Origin of the sequence: Halovivax gelatinilyticus (assembly GCF_024300625.1) — an archaeon.
Taxonomy (GTDB): Archaea; Halobacteriota; Halobacteria; order Halobacteriales; family Natrialbaceae; genus Halovivax; species Halovivax gelatinilyticus.
Genome location: NZ_CP101322.1, coordinates 173,239 through 195,372, shown reverse-complemented (window position 1 = coordinate 195,372; position 22,134 = coordinate 173,239). Strand labels below are relative to the sequence as shown.

The 22,134-nt window shown below is 63.8% G+C and carries 22 protein-coding genes; 14 read left to right on the top strand and 8 right to left on the bottom strand.

Going from position 1 to position 22,134, the window contains the following annotated elements:
• The first annotated feature begins 20 nt into the window (after window positions 1–20).
• Window positions 21–929 carry an RsmB/NOP family class I SAM-dependent RNA methyltransferase gene (locus tag NKH31_RS00860; protein ID WP_254863245.1) on the top strand — a complete coding sequence of 303 codons (909 nt, stop codon included), beginning with the start codon at window positions 21–23 and terminating at the stop codon, window positions 927–929.
• A complete protein-coding gene (locus NKH31_RS00855; RefSeq protein ID WP_254863244.1) occupies window positions 929–1,438 on the top strand; it encodes a DUF7122 family protein in 510 nt (169 codons plus the stop codon). Before NKH31_RS00860 ends, NKH31_RS00855 begins: the two co-directional genes overlap by 1 nt.
• A 52-nt stretch (window positions 1,439–1,490) precedes the next feature.
• Here the strand turns inward: NKH31_RS00855 and NKH31_RS00850 are convergent, their stop codons facing one another.
• Window positions 1,491–1,898 carry a hypothetical protein gene (locus tag NKH31_RS00850; protein ID WP_254863243.1) on the bottom strand — a complete coding sequence of 136 codons (408 nt, stop codon included), beginning with the start codon at window positions 1,896–1,898 and terminating at the stop codon, window positions 1,491–1,493.
• Entirely contained in the window at window positions 1,895–2,572 is a 678-nt protein-coding gene (locus NKH31_RS00845) for a SatD family protein (RefSeq protein ID WP_254863242.1), read from the bottom strand. Before NKH31_RS00845 ends, NKH31_RS00850 begins: the two co-directional genes overlap by 4 nt.
• A gap of 412 nt (window positions 2,573–2,984) precedes the next feature.
• Between NKH31_RS00845 and NKH31_RS00840 the strand changes: the two genes are divergently transcribed.
• The 3 genes from NKH31_RS00840 to NKH31_RS00830 are packed head-to-tail and all read left to right on the top strand — an operon-like array spanning window position 2,985 to window position 6,155.
• Window positions 2,985–4,160, top strand: coding sequence for an ABC transporter ATP-binding protein (locus NKH31_RS00840; protein ID WP_254863241.1), 1,176 nt, complete (start codon window positions 2,985–2,987; stop codon window positions 4,158–4,160).
• Window positions 4,161–4,173: 13 nt separating this feature from the next.
• Window positions 4,174–5,133, top strand: a complete 960-nt coding sequence (locus tag NKH31_RS00835) for a carbohydrate ABC transporter permease (RefSeq protein ID WP_254863240.1) — start codon at window positions 4,174–4,176, stop codon at window positions 5,131–5,133.
• Between the two features lie 2 nt (window positions 5,134–5,135).
• Complete coding sequence (locus NKH31_RS00830) at window positions 5,136–6,155, top strand: carbohydrate ABC transporter permease (protein WP_254863239.1); 1,020 nt, start codon at window positions 5,136–5,138, stop codon at window positions 6,153–6,155.
• 78 nt (window positions 6,156–6,233) lie between these two features.
• Here the strand turns inward: NKH31_RS00830 and NKH31_RS00825 are convergent, their stop codons facing one another.
• The 3 genes from NKH31_RS00825 to NKH31_RS00815 all read right to left on the bottom strand — a co-directional run bounded on the left by NKH31_RS00825 (window position 6,234) and on the right by NKH31_RS00815 (window position 8,784).
• Window positions 6,234–6,551: a hypothetical protein gene (locus tag NKH31_RS00825; RefSeq protein ID WP_254863238.1), complete on the bottom strand. Its 318-nt coding sequence runs from the start codon at window positions 6,549–6,551 to the stop codon at window positions 6,234–6,236.
• Window positions 6,548–7,813 (bottom strand): ABC transporter substrate-binding protein, encoded by a 1,266-nt coding sequence (locus NKH31_RS00820; RefSeq protein ID WP_254863237.1) that lies wholly within the window; start codon window positions 7,811–7,813, stop codon window positions 6,548–6,550. Before NKH31_RS00820 ends, NKH31_RS00825 begins: the two co-directional genes overlap by 4 nt.
• Before the next feature lie 266 nt (window positions 7,814–8,079).
• Window positions 8,080–8,784, bottom strand: a complete 705-nt coding sequence (locus tag NKH31_RS00815) for a bactofilin family protein (RefSeq protein WP_254863236.1) — start codon at window positions 8,782–8,784, stop codon at window positions 8,080–8,082.
• Between the two features lie 119 nt (window positions 8,785–8,903).
• Here NKH31_RS00815 and NKH31_RS00810 point away from each other — a divergent pair, with 119 nt between their 5' ends.
• The 7 genes from NKH31_RS00810 (at window position 8,904) to NKH31_RS00780 (ending at window position 16,816) form a co-directional block, all read left to right on the top strand.
• Complete coding sequence (locus NKH31_RS00810; protein ID WP_254863235.1) at window positions 8,904–10,355, top strand: nucleotide exchange factor GrpE; 1,452 nt, start codon at window positions 8,904–8,906, stop codon at window positions 10,353–10,355.
• 344 nt (window positions 10,356–10,699) lie between these two features.
• Entirely contained in the window at window positions 10,700–12,625 is a 1,926-nt protein-coding gene (gene dnaK / locus NKH31_RS00805) for a molecular chaperone DnaK (protein WP_254863234.1), read from the top strand.
• Window positions 12,626–12,758: 133 nt separating this feature from the next.
• A complete protein-coding gene (gene dnaJ, locus NKH31_RS00800; protein WP_254863233.1) occupies window positions 12,759–13,910 on the top strand; it encodes a molecular chaperone DnaJ in 1,152 nt (383 codons plus the stop codon).
• 100 nt (window positions 13,911–14,010) lie between these two features.
• A complete protein-coding gene (locus tag NKH31_RS00795) occupies window positions 14,011–14,769 on the top strand; it encodes a hypothetical protein (RefSeq protein ID WP_254863232.1) in 759 nt (252 codons plus the stop codon).
• Window positions 14,770–14,887: 118 nt separating this feature from the next.
• Entirely contained in the window at window positions 14,888–15,391 is a 504-nt protein-coding gene (locus tag NKH31_RS00790; RefSeq protein WP_254863231.1) for a YciE/YciF ferroxidase family protein, read from the top strand.
• Window positions 15,392–15,514: 123 nt separating this feature from the next.
• The gene (locus NKH31_RS00785) at window positions 15,515–15,790 is read left to right on the top strand and encodes a ubiquitin-like small modifier protein 1 (protein ID WP_254863230.1); all 276 of its coding nucleotides are present in this window, start codon (window positions 15,515–15,517) and stop codon (window positions 15,788–15,790) included.
• Window positions 15,791–15,886: 96 nt separating this feature from the next.
• Window positions 15,887–16,816, top strand: coding sequence for a DUF7983 family protein (locus tag NKH31_RS00780; protein ID WP_254863229.1), 930 nt, complete (start codon window positions 15,887–15,889; stop codon window positions 16,814–16,816).
• A 20-nt stretch (window positions 16,817–16,836) separates the two neighbouring features.
• On the opposite strand, the gene NKH31_RS00775 is transcribed toward NKH31_RS00780, so the two are convergent.
• Both NKH31_RS00775 and NKH31_RS00770 read right to left on the bottom strand, forming a co-directional pair.
• The gene (locus NKH31_RS00775) at window positions 16,837–18,711 is read right to left on the bottom strand and encodes a S9 family peptidase (RefSeq protein ID WP_254863228.1); all 1,875 of its coding nucleotides are present in this window, start codon (window positions 18,709–18,711) and stop codon (window positions 16,837–16,839) included.
• Between the two features lie 101 nt (window positions 18,712–18,812).
• Window positions 18,813–20,477: an aldehyde ferredoxin oxidoreductase C-terminal domain-containing protein gene (locus NKH31_RS00770; protein ID WP_254863227.1), complete on the bottom strand. Its 1,665-nt coding sequence runs from the start codon at window positions 20,475–20,477 to the stop codon at window positions 18,813–18,815.
• 134 nt (window positions 20,478–20,611) lie between these two features.
• On the opposite strand from NKH31_RS00770, the gene NKH31_RS00765 reads away from it, so the two are divergent.
• Both NKH31_RS00765 and NKH31_RS00760 read left to right on the top strand, forming a co-directional pair.
• Window positions 20,612–20,953 (top strand): DUF2087 domain-containing protein, encoded by a 342-nt coding sequence (locus NKH31_RS00765; protein ID WP_254863226.1) that lies wholly within the window; start codon window positions 20,612–20,614, stop codon window positions 20,951–20,953.
• A gap of 142 nt (window positions 20,954–21,095) precedes the next feature.
• Window positions 21,096–21,254 carry an AbrB/MazE/SpoVT family DNA-binding domain-containing protein gene (locus NKH31_RS00760; RefSeq protein WP_254863225.1) on the top strand — a complete coding sequence of 53 codons (159 nt, stop codon included), beginning with the start codon at window positions 21,096–21,098 and terminating at the stop codon, window positions 21,252–21,254.
• 164 nt (window positions 21,255–21,418) lie between these two features.
• Here the strand turns inward: NKH31_RS00760 and NKH31_RS00755 are convergent, their stop codons facing one another.
• Window positions 21,419–22,066 (bottom strand): thioredoxin domain-containing protein, encoded by a 648-nt coding sequence (locus tag NKH31_RS00755; RefSeq protein ID WP_254863224.1) that lies wholly within the window; start codon window positions 22,064–22,066, stop codon window positions 21,419–21,421.
• Between the last annotated feature and the right edge of the window lie 68 nt (window positions 22,067–22,134).

The following is a 22,134-nucleotide window of genomic DNA, read 5'->3' as shown; positions in this document are numbered from 1 at the left end:
CCCGGCTGAATCTCCGGTAGATGGAGCCACTCGAGCGGTACCGGTCGATCGTCGACGACTTCGACGCGTTCGTCGCCGCCTGCGAGCGCCCGCTCGGATCGACCGTCCGGGTCAACACGATCAAGGCGACGCCCGAGCGCGCGATGGCGGTCCTCGCCGAGGAGGGCGTCGAGTTCGAGCAGGCCGAGTGGGACGACCGCGTCCTCCGGCTGGAGACTGATTCGCCGGGATCGACGTGGGCGTCGTTTCACGGGTTCACCCACGGCCAGGAGGAGGTCTCGATCGTTCCGGCGATCGTCCTCGATCCGCGACCCGGCGAGCGGATCTGGGACAGTTGCGCCGCGCCTGGGGGCAAGACCACCCAGCTCGCCGCGCTGATGGACGACCGCGGGACGGTCGTGGCGAACGACAACAACCTCGGTCGGCTCTCGGCGCTTCGGTTCAACGCCGAGCGCCTCGGGGCCACCTCGCTTGCGGTGACGAACGCCGACGCGCGGAACTTCTCGCTTTCGCCGTTCGACTTCGACGCGTTCGACCGGGCGCTGGTCGACGTTCCGTGTTCCTGTGAGGGGACGATCAGGAAGAACCCCGACGCGTTCGACGAGTGGTCGCTCGGCCACGTTCGCTCGGTCGCCGGGATCCAGAAGGGGATCCTCCGGCGGGCCGTCCAGGCGACCCGGCCCGGCGGCACGATCGTCTACTCGACGTGTACGTTCGCGCCGGAGGAGAACGAGGCGGTGGTCGATCACGTCGTAGCCGAGGAGGCGTGCGAGGTGGTTTCGCTCGATGTACCGCTCGATCACGCGCCCGGGGTGACCGAGTGGAACGGCGAGACGTACGATCCGTCGCTCGCTGAAACCGCTCGGATCTACCCCCACCACAACGACACCGGCGGGTTCTTCGTCGCGAAACTCGAGGTGACCGACTGATGGGCGAGGAGTCGAACGTGGGACGACGGTTCGATCGGCTGCCCGAGACGCCCGATGACCGGACGGTCGAGGGTCGCGTCTCCCGGCGGGAGGTACTCGAGTACTTCGAGGATCGGTTCGCGATACCGCCCGAGACGTTCGACGAGTTCACGTTCTGGGAGAAAGGGGCCGGGAAGGTCTGGATCTACGCGGGCGAAGCGCCCGATCCGATCGAGATCGAGGCGATCGGCATGACGTGCCTGCGGACGCGCCAGGAACACTGGAAGCCGACGACGGACTTCGTCCAGCGGTTCGGACACCACGCGACGGCGTGCGTGATCGACCTCGACGCGGACGCCGCCGCGCGCTTCGTCGCCGGCGACGATCAGGAACTAGAGTGGGACGGCGACTGGGGTTACCTGATCGCGTCTCACGAGGTGGGCGGTTCGCCCGAACCGATCGGCGTCGGTCTGTACGTCTACGGCGAACTCAGGTCGCTCGTTCCCAAGGGGCGACGGCGAGAGCTGTAAGTCCCTTCGGGACACTCCGTCGGTGAGGGCTATCGATTTCGATCGCGGCCGGTTAGAACACCGGCTGGGCGATTCCGCCCCCGAGCAGAAGACGAAGGGCGATGCCGACGACAACGGAGTACGTGACGTTGACGAGCGTCCCGGCGAGATAAAAGAGGCTGTTGTTCTTCATGTCGTCGCTCCGGACGATGCTCTTTGCGGCGAAGACGATCGCGAGCGCCGCGTACGCCCCCGCGAGTACGAACGTCAGTAGCAACACGTTCTCGGTCTTGCCGACGATCGTACCGATGTCTCGATCCGTCTCGGTGACCGATCCGGGGTAAGCGTCGTCGGCCCACGCGAGCGACCGTTTGACGACCCAGCCGCTGGTCGCGAGCAACAATCCGTAGCCGCCAAGGACCACGAGGACCGTGACGACGTTGTTCGGGACGACGACCGGCAGGAGGCCATCCGGTATCATCTCTGTTCACCCCCGGCGGCCCGATCGGCCGGGTGATCGGTCAGCGTCTCACGAAGCCGTCCTTCGATCGTCTCGACGAGCGGCCACGACGCGCTCTGGAGGACGTTCGAGACGGCTTGTTGGCTGATTTCTAACTCGCTGGCGACGGCCCGCTGGGTCGGCGCGCGTTCGTAGCGCGTGACGACTTCCCGCTGGCGGTCGGTCCACGACTCGCGAACGTGGACGAGGAGGTTGATTTCGCCGGCGATCGCGGTATCGAGCGGGTGCGTACCGGTGTCGAGTCCGAATCTGAGTCCGTCACGTTCGATCGCCTCTAACAGTTCCGTCGCGCGGTGGAACGCCTCGCCGTCCATCTGGGCGACGGAGCCGTCGGGGCCGACCGAGATCTCGCCGCTCGCGACGGCGATTCTGATCGCGTGCGGATGGAGGGCGGTTTGTAGCGTCACGACGATATCGTAGACGGGTTCGAGCGTCGAGAGGACGCCGCCCAGCTCGTCGATTCCCTTCAACACCGACGGACCGGCGACGAACGCCGACTCGTACCGGCGGGCGACTCGTTCGCGCGCTTCGGCAAACGTCTCGCGAAACCGATCTCGCTCTGTTATCGATCTGGAGTCGACGACGTCGCCGAGGACGACGTACCGATCCCCACCGGGGGCGGATTCTGCGGTCATCGTTCGTCCGTGGATCGTAGCCACAATGGAAAAGCGTTGTTACTCAGAATACAATATCTATGGGTTGTTTAACACCGACCTCCGACTCGAAACGCCGATGGAACAATCAAATAAGGTTGTACTACAGCGAACAACTATGAACGGTTGTACATTCCGGTAACGGACGGTTGATCGGAGACCGACAACGGCGGCGTCGGATTACTTCGCAGTAAGTGGCGTCAGTGACTGTGTCGAACGTGTCGAAAACGGCCGTTTCACGGGATGAACGACAAAAATAGCCTTCGTCTACACCGTCGACCGGTCCCATCTCGATCGCCGTCGGTCACTAGAAACTGAGCGTTCAACCGGATATATCATACCAAATGACAATTTGGTAGCATTAATGCCGGTGAGAACCGTTACATTGGGATCGATGACCCACATCTCGTTGAACGATGTCAGCAAGTATTACGACGGCGGCGAGACCGTCGCGAATTACAAGCTGAATCTCGACATCGAGGACGGCGAGTTCCTCGTCTTTCTCGGGCCGTCCGGATGTGGGAAGACCACGGCGTTACGACTGATCGCCGGGCTCGAACAACCCTCGGAGGGCGAGATCTACTTCGATGACCAGCGCGTCGACGGCTGGTCGCCGAGCGCCAGAAACGTCGCGATGGTGTTTCAGAACTACGCGTTATACCCCCACATGACGGTCAAGGGGAACATCGAATATCCGCTGAAAGTCCGCGGAATGGCGCCCGACGATCGCGACGAACGGGTCGCCGAGGCCACGGAACTGTTACACATCGAAGATCAGGTCGACAAACCGCCGGCGGAACTCTCCGGTGGGCAGCGCCAGCGCGTCGCCCTGGCCCGAGCGATCGTGCGAGAGCCGTCGGTCTTCCTGCTCGACGAACCGCTGTCGAACCTGGACGCGAAACTGCGCCAGGAGATGCGGATCGAGCTGAAACGCCTCCAGAACGAACTCGACATCACGACCGTGTACGTCACCCACAACCAGGAGGAAGCGATGGGGATGGCCGATCGGGTTGCGGTCATGGACCGGGGGACGATCAGACAGTTGGCTCCACCACAAGAACTGTACGAGCGCCCCAGAACGGCGTGGGTCGCACGATTCATCGGCATGCCACCGATGAATTTGTTCGAGGGAACGCGACGAAACGGATCGATCGACATCGGCGAAGCGGGAACCGTCGAACACCGGTCGCTCTCGGGTGGGGAGAGTCGCCAGCGAGAGCTCGTTCAGGCCGGCGGTCGGTCGGAGGCCGGCGGTGACGATCGAGACGCGCAAGCGGTTCCCGTCGAAGCAGACGGGGAGCCGGCCGGAGCGAACGTGCTGTCGCTCGGCGTTCGTCCGGAAGATCTCGATGTACGGACCGAGAAACCGACGAATGGGAACGTAATTTCCGGCACGGTCGATACGATCGAACCGCTCGGCGAGTACGTGCTGGTCAACGTCTCGGTAAACGATCAGGTGGTCAACGCCAAGGTGAGTGATACCGACCTCGAGCGCGACGATCCGGTCTACCTGACGTTCGCCGACGAAGACGCCTACCTGTACGACGAGAGTGGTGTGCTGGTAGCCTGAGTTGCCCACTGAAATGAGCTTACGAGATCAGATCGAGGACTTCGACGCCGGTACCGGGCTGAGCCTGCCGACCGATTTCGATACCGACAAAGCCGTCGCGATCGCGGTCTTCTTGCTCCCGGGACTGACGCTGTTTGCCATCTTCACCATTGCACCGATCGTCTACTCGGTGATCGGGAGCTTCTACTCGTGGGATACGTTTTCGATAGAGGACTTCGTCGGGCTCGACAACTGGGTTCGATCGCTCAGAGACCCCCTCATCGTCCACTGGTCGAACCTGCGCGAGTTTCGGTATCCGATGGGGGCACTGACGCACAACCTGCTCTGGGTCGTCATTCACGTCCCCGCGAGTACCCTGCTGGGTCTCGGATTAGCCATGCTGTTCGCGGATCTGAAGGGTCGGCGCATCCTCCGCTCGATGATCTTCGTCGGGTTCACCGTTCCGCCGATCGTCATCGGCCTGATCTTGCTTTTCATCTACGATCCACAGGCCGGGATCTTCAACGAGTTACTCCGGGTCATCGGGCAGGACCAGTGGGTGCGAAACTGGACGCAGTCGCCGCAGGTTGCCATCTACGCGCTGATCGTCGGCGGCATCTGGGTCCACACCGGATTCAGCATGCTGCTATATAGCTCGGCGCTCTCGGCGATCGACCCCGCGGTGATCGAGTCGGCGAAGATCGACGGCGCCGGGTCCTGGCGACGCTTCCGGGACATCGTTTGGCCGCTCGTCAAACCCGTGACCGCCGTGGTCGTCATCATGGGCATCATCTGGGTGATGCGGATGTTCGACATCGTCTACGCCGCGGGCGGTGCTGCCGGGGGCCCGAACCACGCCTACTCGGTGCTCGGAATCGAGGTCTACCGGGCCGCGTTCCGCCCGTCGATCGACTACGGGATGGCGATGGTCGTGGCGCTAATACAACTCATCATCGTGGCCCCGCTCGCGCTGTACATCGCTCGAATGAACTGACCATGGCACCGAACGACGCACCCGACCCGAACGATCCACCAGGGCCGAACGACGCACCCGACGCGGTTGAACCGCGCGGCGAAGAGACGTACGCGGAACGGCTCACCGACGGCGGACGCTATCTCGCACCCCACGAGATACCCGACAGGGCGCCGGAGGCCGACGTCGCGTGGCGGACCAGACTGGTCGACGCTGTCCCCACGAAGCGACGCGCTCTGAAGTACGCGGTCGCGATCGCGATCGCCCTGCTCTGGATCGTCCCGTTCGTCGGCCTGTTTATGGCCTCGATCCGGCCGCTCTCGGAGATCATCGGCGGCTGGTGGCAACTGGAGGGGATGACGATCACGTTCGAAAACTACACTCGGGCGTGGGACTACTCGACCGCTCCGATGAGCCGCGCGATCCGGAACACGTTCATCGTCACCATCCCGTCGGTGCTCATCGTCATGCTCCTGGGGGTGATGGCGGCGTACCCGTTCGCCCGGTTCGAGTTCCCGCTGAAGACGACGCTGTTCTTTCTCATCTTGCTGGTGATGGCCGCGCCGCCGGAACTCGTCGCGATGGGCAATTACAACGCGCTCCACGAGTTCGGGCTGTTCGATACGTACATGGGGCTCATCTTGATCCACATCGGTTGGGGGTTGGGTTGGGTCGTCCTGTTCTTACGTAACTTCTTGCTCGGCATCCCGAGAGAAATCGAGGAAGCCGCGCGCATCGACGGCGCGTCGCGCTATCAGATCTTCCGGACGATCATCCTGCCGCTGTCGACGCCGGCGCTCGTCTCGGTGGCGGTCATCCAGTTCACCTGGGTCTGGAACGCCTTTTTCTTCCCGCTGGTGTTCATGCGTTCGCCCGAACTGTACCTCGCGCCGCAGGCGCTGCCGTTGATGCGCGGTCGGGTGCAAGTCGAGTGGGGACTCATCGCGGCCGGTTCGATCATCACGATGGCCGTTCCGGTAATCCTGTTCTTGGTACTCCAGCGCTACTACAAGCGCGGGATGGTCGCCGCCGTGGCGGACTGACGTGTTCGTTTGGACTGACGTTTCTGGCTCGGACCGCGCCGAAAAATGGGTGGAGCCGACCGCTCGCTCGCCGACCGCTCACAGCGGGATGTAGCCCAGTCTCGTCAGGACCACGGCGAGGCCGACCCCGATCAGGTTCGTCAGCAGGAACAACCTGGACGACATCCAGGCGAACGCCAGCATCACGACGAGCGGAAGCCCGGCGATGAGCGCGGGCCAGGTTCCACGGACCGCGAGCGTCGCGAAAAAGGCCGTGGTGAACACGTACAGGACGTCGACGGCGACGGCGTTCGCGCTGCTGCGTCGGATCTCCTGGCCGACGACGACGATCGAGCGAACGACGCCGTCGCTCCCGCCTGTGCTAGTACCGCTTTCGTCGCCGTCGAATCCGCTCACGAGTCTTCCACTTCGTCGTTCTGAACGGTGTCCTGGAGCACGTCGTCGAGCGCCTCCACTATCGGTTCGACGTCCTGGTCCGGTTCCGCCCAGAGCCCGAGCAGCTGCGACCAGAACTCCGCCTGGAACGGATCGCCAAGCGCGTCGTCCAGGTCGGGGACGAGTTCGACCTCGTCCGCCTCTTCCGATATCTGTGCCATGATGTCGAGTTCGAAGGCGTCGTCGGGCACGTCCAGCGCGGTGGGAATGAAGCCGCCGCGCTCCGTCCATGCCTCCTGTCCCTCGGGGGAGACGATCGCTTCGACGGCTTCTCGGGCCGCGTCGGGATCGTCGACGTACGCGGGGATGGTGAACCAGTTGATGCTCGTCACCATCGCGTTCGCGCCGGGGAGCCGGAAGTAATCCAGGTCGTCGGGGTCCTCGATGGCGCCGAACGCTGGCGTCCACGACCCCATGAAATATAGCGGCGTTTCGTTCTCCCAGAAGAACTCGTACTGGATCCCGAAGTCTCGGACTTCGCTGAAGTACCCTTCCTGGAGGAGCTCCTGGATCTCTTCGAAGGCGGTGACGACGCGTTCGTCGGTGAAGTCCGCTTCGCCGTCGATTAAGTCAACCTGGAGTTGGGCGCCGTCTTCCTGTCGGAGGATGAATGCCTCGGTGACGTCGCTGAGCGGCCAGCCGTCGCCGTTACCCGAGGCCAGCGGCGCCTCGACCCCATCAATCTCGTCGATTTCCGCGAGCAGATCGAGGAACCCGTCGTAATCGTCGGGCTCTTCTAACCCGTGCTCGTCGAAGAACGACGGGCGGTACCAGAAGCCGGGTTTGATGTCCCCGCCGAACGGGGCGGCGTACACTTCGTCCCCGACGGCCACCTGCTCGTGATCGGGGGAGTACTCCTCTTCGTCCCACAGATCGCCAACCGGTTCCAGGTGTCCCGCCTCTCCGTCTCGGCGGACGCGTCCTTCCATCGGCATCACGACGACGTCCGAGGTCGCGATGCCGGCCTCGTAATCCATCAACGTCTCCGTCAACAGCGTTTCTGTGTCTCGCGGCGCGTACTCGATGTCGAGGCCGGTCTCCTCCTCGACGTGGTCGACGACCGCGAGGAAATCTTCCTCTTCGTCGTCCGTCCAGACGGCCGTCACCGTGATGGTATCCTGGGCCGCGCCAGCGCTTCCCTGGAGCCCGGCCAGGGTCACGATTCCGCCGCCAGTTGCGATCAGTACGGTTCGCCTATCGACGAGTGTCTCATCGTCTCTCATGCGTAGTTAGGGCCCACGACCACGACCAAATCAGTATCTCATGGAATCCTAGACGGAACGGTAGGAACTAGTTACGATCATCGACGCTCACGTACGCTGGAAGGACACTCTCAGCGTGGATATCGTGTCACTGACAGACGGCGTGCCGGACGACCGCATTCAGGTCCTGTACTGGCCCATCGACGACCTGCGTCGAACTCGACGCGCGGGTCGAAAATCCGGCTCCCATCTCGGTGATTCGGACGATTCCCGTCGCCCGAACGGACTCAACCGAGGACGATAGCACCCCCGACGGCGTCCTCATCGACGTCGAGTTCGGCGTCTGCGTCGAGCGCAAGAACGTGCAGGTCGCCGGCGATGGAGGCGTCGTCATCGATTTCGAGTTCGCCGTCCGGACCGAGTTCTTCGACGACGACGTCGCCACCGATAGCGGCGTCGTCTTCGACCGTCACCGCTGCGTCTTCAGCGACGTCTCCCAGAACCACGTCGCCGTCGACGTGAGCCGTGTCGCTCAGCGTCACGTCGCCGTCTTCGAGCCGGTCGATGCGTATCGAACCGTCGATTCGCCCGTCGTCTTCGACCGTCAGGCTTCCGTCGTCGAGTCGGTCGATCACCAGATCGCCACGCACGCGGGCGTCGTCGCTTATGGTGACGTCGTCGGTGACGGTCCCCAGCACCAGCGAGCCGTCGACGGTCGTCCCGTCTTCGAGGTCTATCGAGTCGTCGACTCGATCACGCGTCTCGACCGAATCGACTGATCCGTCGCTCGGTTCTTCTAGGTCGGTCGCGGCGTCCCGTTCGAGCGACACTACCTCGTCGTCGTTCGACGCGTCGGTCGCTCCCCAGCCGGTCGGCGTGGAATCCGAAATCCCCGGCGAGAGTAGCCCGATCGCGGCGACGAACGTGACGAGCACCGCGAGTGAGAGTGCGACGACCACTCTGGTCGACGGATCGGAGCCAGCAGTTTTCATCGATCGAACGACGGTTCGGGTTCATTTTGTAACGGGCTTCGTACGATCGTTACTGGTCGTTCGAACCCACAACGGTGCATACCTCAATCCTTTTATTTCCGGTCTTCCTTGAGCCCGACATGAGCGATGACGAGGGCGCGGACTCGACGGCCGCGGAGATTCGGCCGGAAGACGGGCCCGAGACGGACGAATCGGGTGAGCCGTCCGTCGAGTCCGACGCTGACGCATCGGACGACGGGACGGAGACGGGGGACGGACGAGACGACTTGGAGACAGACCGGGACGAATCGACGACAGACCGGGACCACGCGGCGCCAGAGTCTCCGACCGAGCCTGCGTCCGACGACACGCCCGAGCCAGAGGCGAAACCGACGTCGGCGGAATCGGCCGATCCGGCCGACGAAGCGACGGGGTCTGGGCCGGATTCCTCCGAAGAACTGCGCGAACTGCTCGAACGAGTCGCCGAGTACGACGAGACGCTCGCCGATGAGCTGACGGGCGTCGTCGAAACGGCACAGGAGGTACACGAAACCCTGACACACCAGCGTCAGGAACTGGCCGACCGTCGCGAGCGAAACGACGAACAGGCGGAGACGATAGAGACGCTGCAGGCGAAACTGGGAGAGCGAGACGCCCGAATCGACGAACTCGAAACCGAACTCGCGCGGGCGGACGATCGCATCGACGACCTCGAGACCGAACTCGGTGGGCGGGACGAACGGATCGACGAACTCGAATCGGCGTTCAAGCGAAAGCAAGCCGACTTCCAGAACTACAAGAAACGGGCGAAAAAGCGCCAGAAGCAACTTCAAGAGCGAGCGACGGAGGATCTCGTCGGTCGCATCGTCGGCGTCCGCGACAATCTCAAGCGCGCGCTCGAAGAGGAGCACACGGACGCCGGGTCGCTTAGAGACGGCGTCGACATGACGCTCCGCGAGTTCGATCGCGTCCTCGCCGACGAGAACGTTATCGAGATCGACCCGGAGCCTGGTAGCGAGGTCGATCCGCAGCGACACGAGGTGATGGTCAAAGTGGACAGCGACGAGCCCGAAGGCTCGATCGCCGAGGTGTTCACGCCCGGCTACGAGATGGGCGATAAGGTGATCCAGAACGCGAAGGTGACGGTGAGCAACGGGGCGCTCGTCGACGAAACCGACGAAGTGGCGGAGACGGACGGGTCGGACGTGACCGATGTGGACGCTGACGACGACCCCGACGTGACGTCGACCGACTCCGAGTCGGGAGAGAAAGACGCAGATGACGGTGCGTCGTCGGCCGATTCACCTGACGGCGACGCCAGAACCGAAGACGACGATCCCGACGGGGCTGAAGGCGACGATCCCGACAGGGCTGAAGGCCGCGATCCCGACGGGGATGCGTGGGAGTTCGATCGAGCGACCGAAGCGGACTCGGCGACGGAACCGTCCGACTCTCCAGCCGATGGCGATGGTCCGGCCGACGCTGCCGAGGAAGCCGACGACGCGATCGAACTCGGCGGGACGGTCGAGGAGGGCGACGACGAAACGATCGAACTCGGCGGAGAGATCGCAGACGACGAGGAGGAAGTCTGAGACGCCCGGTCGAGGCGACGGTCGTTTTTCTGTGAGCGCAGTTTCGTACACTCGGTTCAGCGACGTGACCCCCTTTGGATTGGTGAATCCTTCGGTGGGCCGTCTCAGTGGCGTTCTTCGGTGAGCCATCTCAGTGAGTACGCTGAATTTGACCCAGAACGGTGCCACGCTCGACTCGACGAACCGGACCATCCACGACACGAGCGTACTTCCCGGTGTGACGGCGGTCGGCAGGTGCGAAAAACGAAGGTGTGAGTGGCTGCTAGGTCCGTATACAAATAAAACCAAGTAAACTCGTCCTATCGCACAAAGATTTAAAACAAAGTGTTCACAAGGAGGATGTGATGGCAAGCAATAAGATTCTCGGCATCGACCTGGGAACGACCAACAGCGCGTTCGCGGTGATGGAAGGTGGCGATCCGGAGATCATCGTCAATGCGGAAGGCGACCGGACGACGCCTTCGGTCGTCGCGTTCACCGACGACGACGAACGACTCGTGGGCAAGCCCGCGAAGAACCAGGCGATTCAGAACCCAGAGCACACGATCGCGTCGATCAAACGCCACATGGGCGAAGAAGAGTACACCGTCGAGATCGACGACGACGAGTACTCGCCCGAGGAGATCTCGGCGATGACGCTCCAAAAGATAAAGCGCGACGCCGAGGATTACCTCGGCGACGACGTCGAGAAGGCCGTCATCACGGTCCCGGCGTACTTCTCCGACCGACAGCGTCAGGCGACCAAAGACGCCGGAGAGATCGCCGGCTTCGACGTCGAGCGGATCATCAACGAGCCGACGGCGGCGGCGATGGCTTACGGCCTCGACGACGAGTCGGATCAGACGGTGTTAGTGTACGACCTCGGTGGCGGCACCTTCGACGTCTCGATTCTGGACCTCGGCGGCGGCGTCTACGAGGTCGTCGCGACCAACGGGGACAACGACCTCGGTGGCGACGACTGGGACCACGCGATCATCGACTGGCTGGCTGACCAGTTCGAGGAAGAACACGAGATCGACCTCCGCGACGACCGCCAGGCGCTCCAGCGACTCAAGGACGCCGCCGAAGAGGCGAAGATCGAACTCTCCTCGCGAAAGGAGACCGAGATCAACCTGCCGTTCATCACGGCGACCGACGACGGGCCGATCCACCTCGAAGCCTCGCTCACGCGGGCGAAGTTCGAGTCGCTCACGTCGGATCTCATCGACCGCACCGTCGAGCCGACCCAGCAGGCGATGGAAGACGCCGGCTACGACGAGGACGACATCGACGAGATTCTTCTCGTCGGCGGCTCGACCCGGATGCCACAGGTCGCCGCGAAGGTCGAGGAGCTCACGGGTCAGGAACCACAGAAGAACGTAAACCCCGACGAAGCCGTCGCGCTCGGTGCGGCGATCCAGGGCGGCGTCCTCGGCGGCGAGGTCGACGACATCGTCCTCCTCGACGTCACGCCGCTCAGCCTCGGTATCGAGGTGAAAGGCGGTCTGTTCGAACGACTCATCGAGAAGAACACGACGATTCCCACCGAGGAGTCGAAGATCTTCACGACCGCGGCGGACAACCAGACGTCCGTTCAGGTCCGGGTCTTCCAGGGTGAGCGAGAGATCGCCGAGAAAAACGAGATGCTAGGCGAGTTCCACCTGACGGGCATTCCGCCCGCGCCGGCCGGGACGCCGAAGATCGAGGTCGCCTTCTCGATCGACGAGAACGGTATCGTCAACGTCTCCGCCGAGGACAAGGGGACCGGAACCTCTGAGGAGATCACGATCGAAGGCGGCGCCGGACTCTCCGACGAGGAGATCGACCAGCTCCAGCGCGAAGCCGAAGAGCACGCCGAGGAGGACAAGCAGCGTCGCGAACGCATCGAGGCGCGAAACACGGCTGAGGCGACGATCCAGCGCGCCGAGACTCTCCTCGAGGAGAACGACGAGATCGACGACGACCTCCGCGGTTCGATCGAGGACGCCGTCGACGACCTGGAGGCGACGATCGACGACCGGGACGCGGACGCCGAGGACATCGAAGAGGCGACGACGAACCTGAGCACGGAACTCCAGGAGATCGGAAAGCAGATCTACCAGGAGGCGGCCGCGGCCGGAGCCGGCGGTGCGAGTGGTGCGGCCGGCGGCGCAGCCGGCGCCGGCATGGGCGACGGACCAAACCCCGGACCGGGCGGTCCGGCCGCCGGCGAGGCGACCGAAGAGGAGTACGTCGACGCGGACTTCGAAGAGGTCGACGACGAGGACGACGAGGACGACGAATCCGAGTAGCGACGGGAGTCCACAAGACGCCGCGTCGGCCGTGAGCCACCGGAGTTTCGATTAGGGAACGATTCGACCGAGCGGTACTGTCGCGCGAGAACGTTCCCTTGAAGTGCTTGAGCGCGTTATCGAGAGTTAACGAATGAGCGAGGACTTCTACGACGTACTTGGGGTGAGTCCGGACGCCTCCGCCGACGAGATCAAGAAGGCCTACCGGAAGAAAGCGACCGAGTACCACCCGGACGTCAGCGACGACCCCGACGCCGAGGAGAAGTTCAAGAAGATCCAGAAGGCAAAGCAGGTCCTCACCGACGAAGACAAGCGGTCGGCGTACGACCGAATGGGTCACGACCGGTTCGAGGAGGCCGAAAAGCACGGATTCGACGCCGGGCAGGCGGGCGGCGATCCCTTCGGCGGCATGGGAGGTGACCCCTTCGGCGGTGGAATGGGTGGCGGCCTGGGCGACATCTTCGAACAGGTGTTCGGCGGCGGGGCCGGCGGCCGTCGTCGCCCTCGCGCCGGCCGGGACCTCAGAACCGACCTCGAGATCACGCTCGAAGAGGCGTTCGAAGGCGTCGAAAAACAATTTTCGATCGAACGGCCCACCGAGTGCGATAGCTGTCACGGAGACGGCCACCCGCCCTCCGCAGACGCGACGACGTGTCCGGAGTGTCAGGGTCGTGGCCAGGTGACGCAGGTCCAGCAGACGCCGCTGGGGCGAGTCCAGCAGACGACCACCTGCAGACGATGTGAGGGCGAAGGGACGCTCTACTCCGAGACCTGTGAGGACTGTCGGGGCGAGGGCTACGTTCGTGACGAAGTGACGCTGTCCGTGGACGTGCCGCCGGGTATCAGAGACGGCCAGACCCTCCGAATGGAGCGAGAAGGCGCGCCGAGTCCCGAGGGCGGGCCGTCTGGAAACTTGTTGATCGACGTCACCATCGCCGATCACGACGCGTTCGAACGCGACGGGGACGACCTCCACTTCGACCTCCCTATCTCGTTCCCGCAAGCCGTTTTCGGCGACTCGGTCTCGATTCCGACGATCGACGGCACCGTCGAGTTCGATGTCCCGTCGGGGACCCAAAGCGGGGAGACGATGCGGTTGGGGGGCAAGGGAATGCCGAGACTTCGCGGGCGCGGTCGGGGCGATCTGTTCGTCACCGTGCAGGTCGTTACTCCGGAGTCGTTGAACGACGAGCAGCGAGACGCCCTCGAAGCGTTCGCCGAAGCCGGCGGCGACGAGATCGAGATCAAGGACGGCTTTTTCGATCGGATCAAGCGCGCGTTCTGAGCGGTCACGGACGTGATGGACACCGGGGCGGTCGTCGCCTCACGTCGACGGTGCGAGCGGAGATCCGCGACCTTTTTCGGGTGCGATTCGAAGTCGAGGCATGGAGCGTGAGACGGCGACGGTCGACGGATTGCTGACCCGGAAATCGCGTTCCGATCGCCCGTCGCTCGTAGACGGGAGCGGGCGGTCGTACGATCGACACTGGGTGTGTACCACCGCCTGGAAGGCCGGAAACTTTCTCAGACACACGGGTGTGCGCCGCGGCGTAACCGTCGGCGTCGGCGGCGGGGGCCCGCTCGCTATTCTCTCGTTTCTCGGAACCGCCCTCCTCGAGGGGCGAACCTGGTTCGACCCGCCAGAGTCACTCGATGGTGGTTCGTCGGTGCGCACGCTCGTCGCGCCGGCCGACGAACTCGACCGATACGACCTCTCCGCGGGCGCACAGCGCGTCGCCTACGGCGGGGAGCCGCCCGCGCCGGAGGTCCACCACCTCGACGCCGGGTTGTGGAGCGAGAACCCGTCGTTTCCACCGGTCGATATCGATCCCGGCGCGCCGCTGGTCGGGCCGACGGATCGCGACGACGCTTCGGTCACTCACGGCGAGGCGATGAATTCGGCCCGCACCGTCGTCGAGGAGTGGGGCGTGGAGGCCGGCACGCACGTCGGTGTCGACGCACCGCTGTCCGATCCGCGGACGGTCGTGGCGGGCGTGCTCGCCCCGCTCGTCGCGGACGGTGTGATCGTCCTCGACCCGGTTCGAACGGAGACGCCGGTCGACGTCGTCGTCACGGATCGGCCCGACGATTTTGGAGCGGATCGACGCGTCTCGCTGGACTCGGTTCGAATCGACGTGGATTGAACGCCGACGGCGCGCCTCGATCGGTCGATTGTCGACGCTCACCACCGGAAACGCTTGCACGTTCGTGGGTGCCGACTAAGCGAATGCGGGGTGGCTCACTCGACGAGGTGACTAGACGATGCACTCACTCGAAGATATGTTCGAACAGAAGCTCCGACAGCAGTACTACGCCGAAACCCAGCTCGTCGAGGAACTCGATCACATGGCCCGGCGGGCGTCAAACGACCGGTTGAGCGACGGCCTGGCCGAACACCGCGACGAGACGCGCGAACACGTCTCCCGGCTGGAGTCCGTGTTCGACGAAATTGGCTCGACGCCGGCGCCGACCGAGGACGCCGTCGTGGACGGAATGAAACGCGAACGGGAGTCGATGGACGACGCGATCGACGACGACGGAATGCGGGATATGGCTTACATGATCGGCGGGATGACGACCGAACGCGTAGAGATGACGGGCTACGAGGGTCTCCTGATGATGGCCAACCGACTCGAGTACGACGACGCGATCACCGATCCGCTCGAAGCGAATCACGACGAAGAGGAGTCGGCCTACCGGGAACTCGAGGCGATGTCGACGGCCTCGGACATGAAGGCGTTCTGGGAGCGGATCACGCCGTCGTGAGTCCGATCGAAATTCCTCGATCGGTCACTATCCATCGTTTTTTCGGTCCCTGGAGAAACAGAACGTCGGTAGACGTGACCACCGATCGGAGCGTACATGCCGATGGAGGTACACCTGGCTCCTGTGAAGGTCGAGTGCGTCTTTTTCGGACCGTTTCGCGAGTCGGTCGGGGAGAAGACCGTCGTCGTCGAAACGGCGGCCGAGACGGTCGGCGAGTTACTCCGTGACCTCGAAGCGAGCTATCCCTCGCTCGAGGGGCGACTCGTCGACGGCGACGACCTCGCGGGAAAGACCGTCGTCACCCGGGACGGACGGGACGTCAGACACGTCGACGGGCTCGAGACGCCGGTCGACGGGACGGCGACGTTTCGGCTCGTTCCATCGGTCTACGGCGGGTGAGGGCGGACGCGGAGACGGTAGCAGAGGCTCCTTCGGCGCCGTGGAGTGGGACGTGCCGGCGGACGCCTTTTACCCGATTTTGACGTCGGTTTCGGTATGAACTCCTCCGAGAGCTGGGCTGTAGTGAGCGAGCAGCTAGATGCCCTCGAACCCGGATCCGAACTGGAGACGCCGGTCTCCGGTCGCCGATTCGAAATCGAGTCCGTGACCGACGACTGTGTCGAGATTCGCTTCGTCGACAGCGGGGAGGAGCGCTCTCTCTGGCGCGAGCAGTTCGACGTCCTCGCGGAGCGATTCGACGAGCACCCGATCTCCATCCGATCGCTCCAGCCCGGAGTCGAACCGTACGCGACGGTGCTGTCGCTCTCGCCCGTCGCGACGGTCGACGGGGAGTACCTCGCGTTCGATCCGGACGCGGCGAGCGGCGGCGAGAGCCCGTACCTGGTCTCCCCGGCCGATGCGCGGACGGCGCCGACACGGGTACACGACGACGCGCTCTTGCTGGCCGAGCATCTCGACCGACTGGACGTCGAAGCGACGGATCGAATGGACACCACCTCGGTGACCGATTGTTACGTCCTTAGTTCCGACGTCCAGCACGGGGCGAACCGTCTCCGGAAGACGTTTCGTGACGAGTTACTCGACCGGCTCGGCCCGGAGCAGGAACTGCACGGTCGGTTCGGGACGGTGCGCCGGACCGTTCGCGAGCGTCGCTCCGTGCGTGAGGAGGAAGCCGTTTTCGAAGCGCTCGACGAACGGGCCATCCCGCGGGAGTGGGTTCTCGGCATCGATCGGACGAAACTGGACGTGGTGTGCTCGGTGACCGACCTAGAAGAGAGCGAGGTTTTCGACGTCGACGAACGCGTCTACGTGCAGAAGACGGGCGTGGACGAAGGTGAGAAATTCGATCTTCTCGCCGGCGTGCGCGATCGACTCACGGAACTCGAAGGCGACGAAGGTGAGGCGATACGTGACGAGTTGACGGACATCGAGTCGCGAATCGAGGCGGCTCTCGATGCGGATTGATCGACGGAGCTGGAGACCGATCAGAGGCGCCGGTCGAGGAAGTCCGCGAGCAGTCGGAACGTCCGAAGCTTCTGTTCCTGATCCGAGGAGGCGTGACCCTCGTCGCTTAGTTCCTCGTACTCGAAGTCTCCGTCCTCGCCTTCGACGTAGCCCGCCTCGAGGAGCGCGTCGCGGAAGATACGCGCCTGGGACACTGGCACTCGGTTGTCGTTAACGCCGTGGGCCATCAACAGCGGCGCGTCGAGATTCTCGACGTGTGTGACTGGACTGCGCTCCTCGTAGAGCGTCGGATTCTCCTGGGGCGTTCCGAGGTACTTCTCAATGAGGCCGGTCCGGTAGTGGTCGAAGGTGTTCTCGTGCATGTCTTCGAGTTCGGTGACGCCGATCCAGGCGATACCGGCGTCGTACAGGTCGGGATACTGGACGAGCTGCCAGTATGCGGAGTAGCCGCCGTAGGAGCCGCCGAAGACGGCGACGCGGTTTTCGTCGATCCACTCGCGCGTTTCGAGGACGTGTTCGACGCCCGTCGCGACGTCTCCCTGTTCGGAACCGCCCCAGTCGTCGATGAGCCGCTCGACGAACTCGCGCCCTCGGCCGGACGACCCCCGGTAGTTCACCTGCAGGACCGAGAATCCCTGCGAGGCCAGTACCTGCGTGTAAAGGCTAAACCGCTTGGAATCGCGCGCTCGCGGTCCACCGTGAGGGGTTACGAGAAGCGGCGATGGCCGTTCGCCCGCGTCGTAGAACAACGCGTCGATATCGAGTTCGTCGGCGGGATCGTGCTCGACGGCCGCGGCTCGGGTATCGGGTACCCCGTCCGAGGTGAACGTTACGTACTCGGCATCGACGAAATCAGACGGATCGAACGGGCCGTACTCGGCCTCGACGAGGACCTCGTACTCATCGTCGGCCAGATCGTATACCAGTACCTCCGGCCGCGTCGTCGGCGTGGTGTGCTGGACCACGATTCGCTCGTCGTCGAGCGCGCTGGTCGTCGCACCCCACATGCCGAGCGTGGCGACGCCGTCCGGGAGGTCGAGTTCGCGTGCCGTTCCGGAGTCCAGATCGTAGACGATCGGAACGGAACGAACGTCCCGCGTTCGGTTCGCGAGTACCGCCGAGCCGTCGTCGAGGAACGTGACCGCTCGCTCTTCGAACTGTCCGTCCTCGTACCAGGTAACCTCGTCCGATTCGAGGTCGTAGACGCCGACGCGTCCGAGGTCGGTCGTGTTGTCGCTGACGAGGAGTCGGTCCCCGTCCGGGCTCCACTCGATCGGTGCGGCTTCGGCGCCCGTCTCACCGATGGCGAGTTTCCGTGGATTCGAACCGTCTACGGCAGCGACGTAGACGTCTCGATTCGTCAGATCGTCCGTCTCGTTGGCCGCGTAGGCGATCCGGTCGCAGTCGGGAGACAGATTCCCGCTCGAGACGCTCAACTCGTAGTCGGTGAGCTTCGTCGTCTCGTCGTCGACGAGGTCGTGTCGGAAGAGGTTCATCTGGCCGTCGCGGTTCGAGCCGACGAGGAGGGTACGCCCGTCATCCCCGACGCCCTGAATGACGACCTGCCCGTCGAGTTCGACGACCGGTTCCGTCGAACCGTCCGACGACAGCGCGTACACGTCGTTTTGCTCGTCGCCGCCCTCGTCACGGTGGTAGAAAATACGCTCCCCGTCGGCGTCCCAGACGAGAAACCAGCGAGCACTCCGCGGGACGTCGCCGTCCGACCACTGCGTACGCTCGCCGGTTTCCACGTCGACGACGTGGACCTCGTTCCGACCGCTTACGTCGTAGTAACACGCGACGGCGCTCCCGTCGGGAGCGGCTGTCGGATGCGCGAGCGTCGGCAGTCTCGCGAGTTCCTCGATCGCGTTCTCGGTCGCAAGCGTGTTGGTCATACTACGAGTCGTTCGACGTATTGGCTTAAATTCCCAGAAACCCCACCTCGTTCACCGTTGAATTACAATCGGTAACGCCGTAAGCGATGTTGGTGCGCCGTTCAGTCCGCAGTCGGCGCAACCGTCTCGATCGTTTCGGACGGGACCGTTCCGTCGTCGTTCAACCCGCGGGCGTCGTAGTACTCTTGAATCGCTTCTTCGAGGTCGGGAAGCTCGTAGGGCAGTTCGTCATCCTCGGCGTCGATTCCTCGCTTGTTGTTGAAGTGTCGTTCGCGACCGACGGTGGCCGCGCCGACGGCCATAAGGTCGTCGTAGTCGGCGTCGAACAGGACCTCGAGTCGTTCGTCGGTGACGTAGTCGCTCCCGAACGAACAGACGACGCCCGAGTCCCGGAACGCGGCGTAGTTCTCCCGGGCGACGAGCTGTTCGGCTTTCCCCAGTGTCCCCTCCGGGTCGAGCTGGCCGCTGTACTCGAGGCTCAACATCCCGGCGTACATGTGGTCGCCGCCGCGGTTCGCCACCGCGTAGGAGAGCCCTTGCCCGTGGAGAACGCGCCCGTCGTGAGCGGCGAACTCGACGCCTTTGACGGTGTAATCGTCCACGCCGAGCTGATCGTGGACGCGTGCGACGCCTTCGGCCAGGTCGTCGCCGATCCCCTCTCTGTAGGCGATCTTCTCGGTGATCTCGTGGGCGAGGTCCGCGTTGCCGAACTCGTCTTCGCTCGCGAGATAGGCGGCGACGGTCACGCCCGCCGAGATGGTGTCCATCCCGAGTCTGTCGCACAGGTCGTTGCCTTTCATGACGTCGACGATGTCGCCGACGCCCTGGAGCGAGCCGAACGAGTAGACCGTCTCGAACTCCGGGCCCTCCGTTTCGAGCCCGGTCTCCTCGTCGCGAGTCGGGAGCTTACAGGCGTAGGCGCAGGCCGAACAGGCGCCCTTCTCGTACTTCTTTTCTTCGACGGCGTTGCCACCGATGCTGGCCGCGTCCTCGAACTCGTACTCCTGAAAGTATCGCGTCGGGAGCGAGAAGTTGTCGTTGATGAACTCCGTCCCGCCGGTCGTCCCCTGGCGTTTCATCCGATCGTCCGACGTGGCTGCTTCCCGGTGGATCTCGCGCTGGACGTCCGGGACGGTGACGTCCGGATCGGCGTCACCGTCGAAGGTGACGACCTTGATGTTCTTCGAACCGAGGACGGCGCCGAGTCCGCCCCGGCCGAAGGCCCGCGAGTCGAACGTCATCACGCTCGCAAAGCGGACGAGGTTCTCGCCGGCCGGCCCGATCGCGATGCAGTGTTCGGGGCCGAGGCCGTGTTCGTCGGCGACGTAGTCGGAACACTCCGGAACGGTCGCGCCTTCTAGTTCGGGAACTTCCTCGAAGGACACGCCCTCGTCGGTGACGTGAATAGCCAGGAGTTCGTCGCTCTCGCCGACGAACTCACAGGCGCTGATTCCCGTCGCGACGAAGTTGCGCGAGAGGTAGCCGCCGGCGTTCGTCGACGCGAGTCCGTCGGACAGCGGCGAGAGGCCGGTCATGTTCATCCGGCCCGTAAACGACATCTGCGACTGCTGGAGCGGCCCCGTCGAGAGGTAGGCGCGGTTTTCCGGCCCGAACGGATCGGCGTCGAACGGAATGCGATCGTGTGCGAGTGCGGTCGCCAGCGCCCGCCCGCCGACGGTGCGACGGAGGACGTCGTCGATCTCGATCCGGCGACTCGTCCGGTCGCCGACGTCGACCGAGCACAGTGGCCCTGTTGCGTGAAGCATGGGCGGAACATCTCGCGGGAGGGTTATAGCGTTGTGGCCGCCGACACTGGGTGGTCGTATGCAACGCGTGAGATCGATACGGTTCGCAATTGACGTATCATAAGAGTGAAATGCTGGCCGCCGCTGGGTGTGACATGGACCTCCAGTACGATCGGGACGCCGACGAATACGCCGCAGCGTGTCTCGAACGCGGTCGCCTGCCGAGAAACGACGCGCTGAAACAGATCGTGTTAGCGCGCGTCATCGATCGGTTCGACGTCGGTGAGACCTACGAGAAGTCGGCCGTGAACGACGTCCTATCGGTAGATTTCGACGATCACGTGCTCGTCCGTCGGGAATTACTCAACTTCGGGTACGTCAGCTACGACAACACCGAGAACACGTACACGGTGGTAAAGACGGAACTGTCCGAATCGGACTACCGGAACAATACGCGACTCGAACGCCACGCGAAGGACCTCGGATTGCTCGAGTAGTTCGGTCCGGTCGCGTCGGTACAGAGCCCCTGCTTCGACACGCCGTTGGGTCGTCACGATTCGGACGATTGATGGCTCGCGGTTGATCGACGGGGTCGGACCAGTACGGACGTAACTGTTTCACTCCCACCAATTGTGGGATATGGTCGCCGTCGATGCGAAGGGGCGAATCGTTCTACCGAAACGAGTTCGAGAACAACTCGGACTCACGCCGGGGAGCGAAGTCGAGATACACGAGGCGGATGGGCGAGTAATCGTCGAACCGGAAGACGACCCTCAACGCATCATCGACGACCTATAATCCATGATCGAAGACGCGTCCGGACGAAGGAATCGAATCGCGTTCGACGAACTCGGCCCCGTATCAAGGGCACACGTAGAGACGATTCGACGCGGGTAGACTTGTGACGATTTGAACGCGTTCGGTCACGCTCGTCTGCCGACTCCGGTCGATCGACGCCGTCGCTACTCCACCATCGCGTCGAGTCCCTCGTCGACCGCTCTCACGATGTCGCCGGGCGTTTCGGTGCCGGTTCGATCGAGCAGGACCGTCCCGTCACCACCGAGGACGACGGTCGAGGGCGTGTGATCGATCTCGTAATGGGAGAACGCGACGCGGTCGTCGTCGATCCCGAGCGGCCAGCCGCCGGCGTGTTCGGCCCACCAGTCGGCAAACGCGTCGTCGTCGCTCGTCGGATCGCGACCGTACTCGATGAGCGAGAGAAACCGTACTCGGTCGTCGTCGTCGATCCGATCGAACGCCCGGCCGATGACGTCGAGGTGACTCTCGCTCGTCGGACACGCCGTCCGGGTGAAGTTACAGACGGTCACCGTTCCCGATTCGGGCAGAGAAACCGCGCCGGCGTCGCTCCCCGGCGCGTCGATCGTTCGCACTTCGAACGGTGGCCCCGATACGTCGGATTCCGACTCATCCGAGTCGTCGACCGGGTTCGAGAAGCAGCCGGCGAGTGTGATCGCCGGGAGGGAGACGAGAACCCTTCGACGGGTGGTGGACGGGTCGGCCACCGGTCCCGTCGGAGTATCCGCCAGATCGCGGCGAGTCGCCGTCGGCACTCCTCCGGCGGATGGCGGACGCGATTCCCTGTCGGTCATCGTTCGACCGTACGAACTCGGTGATAAAAGTATCCGCGGTCGTACTGCGGAGAGTGTTCGGTGGTGCT

Excerpts from the sequence above, each read along its gene's own strand:
- NKH31_RS00775 (WP_254863228.1), bottom strand. The coding sequence starts at position 18,711 with ATGACCAACACGCTTGCGACCGAGAACGCGATCGAGGAACTCGCGAGA.
- NKH31_RS00795 (WP_254863232.1), top strand. The coding sequence starts at position 14,011 with ATGGAGCGTGAGACGGCGACGGTCGACGGATTGCTGACCCGGAAATCG.
- NKH31_RS00790 (WP_254863231.1), top strand. The coding sequence starts at position 14,888 with ATGCACTCACTCGAAGATATGTTCGAACAGAAGCTCCGACAGCAGTAC.
- NKH31_RS00850 (WP_254863243.1), bottom strand. The coding sequence starts at position 1,898 with ATGATACCGGATGGCCTCCTGCCGGTCGTCGTCCCGAACAACGTCGTC.
- NKH31_RS00840 (WP_254863241.1), top strand. The coding sequence starts at position 2,985 with ATGACCCACATCTCGTTGAACGATGTCAGCAAGTATTACGACGGCGGC.
- NKH31_RS00820 (WP_254863237.1), bottom strand. The coding sequence starts at position 7,813 with ATGAGAGACGATGAGACACTCGTCGATAGGCGAACCGTACTGATCGCA.
- NKH31_RS00830 (WP_254863239.1), top strand. The coding sequence starts at position 5,136 with ATGGCACCGAACGACGCACCCGACCCGAACGATCCACCAGGGCCGAAC.
- NKH31_RS00845 (WP_254863242.1), bottom strand. The coding sequence starts at position 2,572 with ATGACCGCAGAATCCGCCCCCGGTGGGGATCGGTACGTCGTCCTCGGC.
- NKH31_RS00765 (WP_254863226.1), top strand. The coding sequence starts at position 20,612 with ATGGACCTCCAGTACGATCGGGACGCCGACGAATACGCCGCAGCGTGT.
- dnaJ (WP_254863233.1), top strand. The coding sequence starts at position 12,759 with ATGAGCGAGGACTTCTACGACGTACTTGGGGTGAGTCCGGACGCCTCC.
- NKH31_RS00770 (WP_254863227.1), bottom strand. The coding sequence starts at position 20,477 with ATGCTTCACGCAACAGGGCCACTGTGCTCGGTCGACGTCGGCGACCGG.
- NKH31_RS00860 (WP_254863245.1), top strand. The coding sequence starts at position 21 with ATGGAGCCACTCGAGCGGTACCGGTCGATCGTCGACGACTTCGACGCG.
- NKH31_RS00810 (WP_254863235.1), top strand. The coding sequence starts at position 8,904 with ATGAGCGATGACGAGGGCGCGGACTCGACGGCCGCGGAGATTCGGCCG.
- NKH31_RS00835 (WP_254863240.1), top strand. The coding sequence starts at position 4,174 with ATGAGCTTACGAGATCAGATCGAGGACTTCGACGCCGGTACCGGGCTG.
- NKH31_RS00855 (WP_254863244.1), top strand. The coding sequence starts at position 929 with ATGGGCGAGGAGTCGAACGTGGGACGACGGTTCGATCGGCTGCCCGAG.
- NKH31_RS00755 (WP_254863224.1), bottom strand. The coding sequence starts at position 22,066 with ATGACCGACAGGGAATCGCGTCCGCCATCCGCCGGAGGAGTGCCGACG.
- NKH31_RS00760 (WP_254863225.1), top strand. The coding sequence starts at position 21,096 with ATGGTCGCCGTCGATGCGAAGGGGCGAATCGTTCTACCGAAACGAGTT.
- NKH31_RS00815 (WP_254863236.1), bottom strand. The coding sequence starts at position 8,784 with ATGAAAACTGCTGGCTCCGATCCGTCGACCAGAGTGGTCGTCGCACTC.
- NKH31_RS00780 (WP_254863229.1), top strand. The coding sequence starts at position 15,887 with ATGAACTCCTCCGAGAGCTGGGCTGTAGTGAGCGAGCAGCTAGATGCC.
- dnaK (WP_254863234.1), top strand. The coding sequence starts at position 10,700 with ATGGCAAGCAATAAGATTCTCGGCATCGACCTGGGAACGACCAACAGC.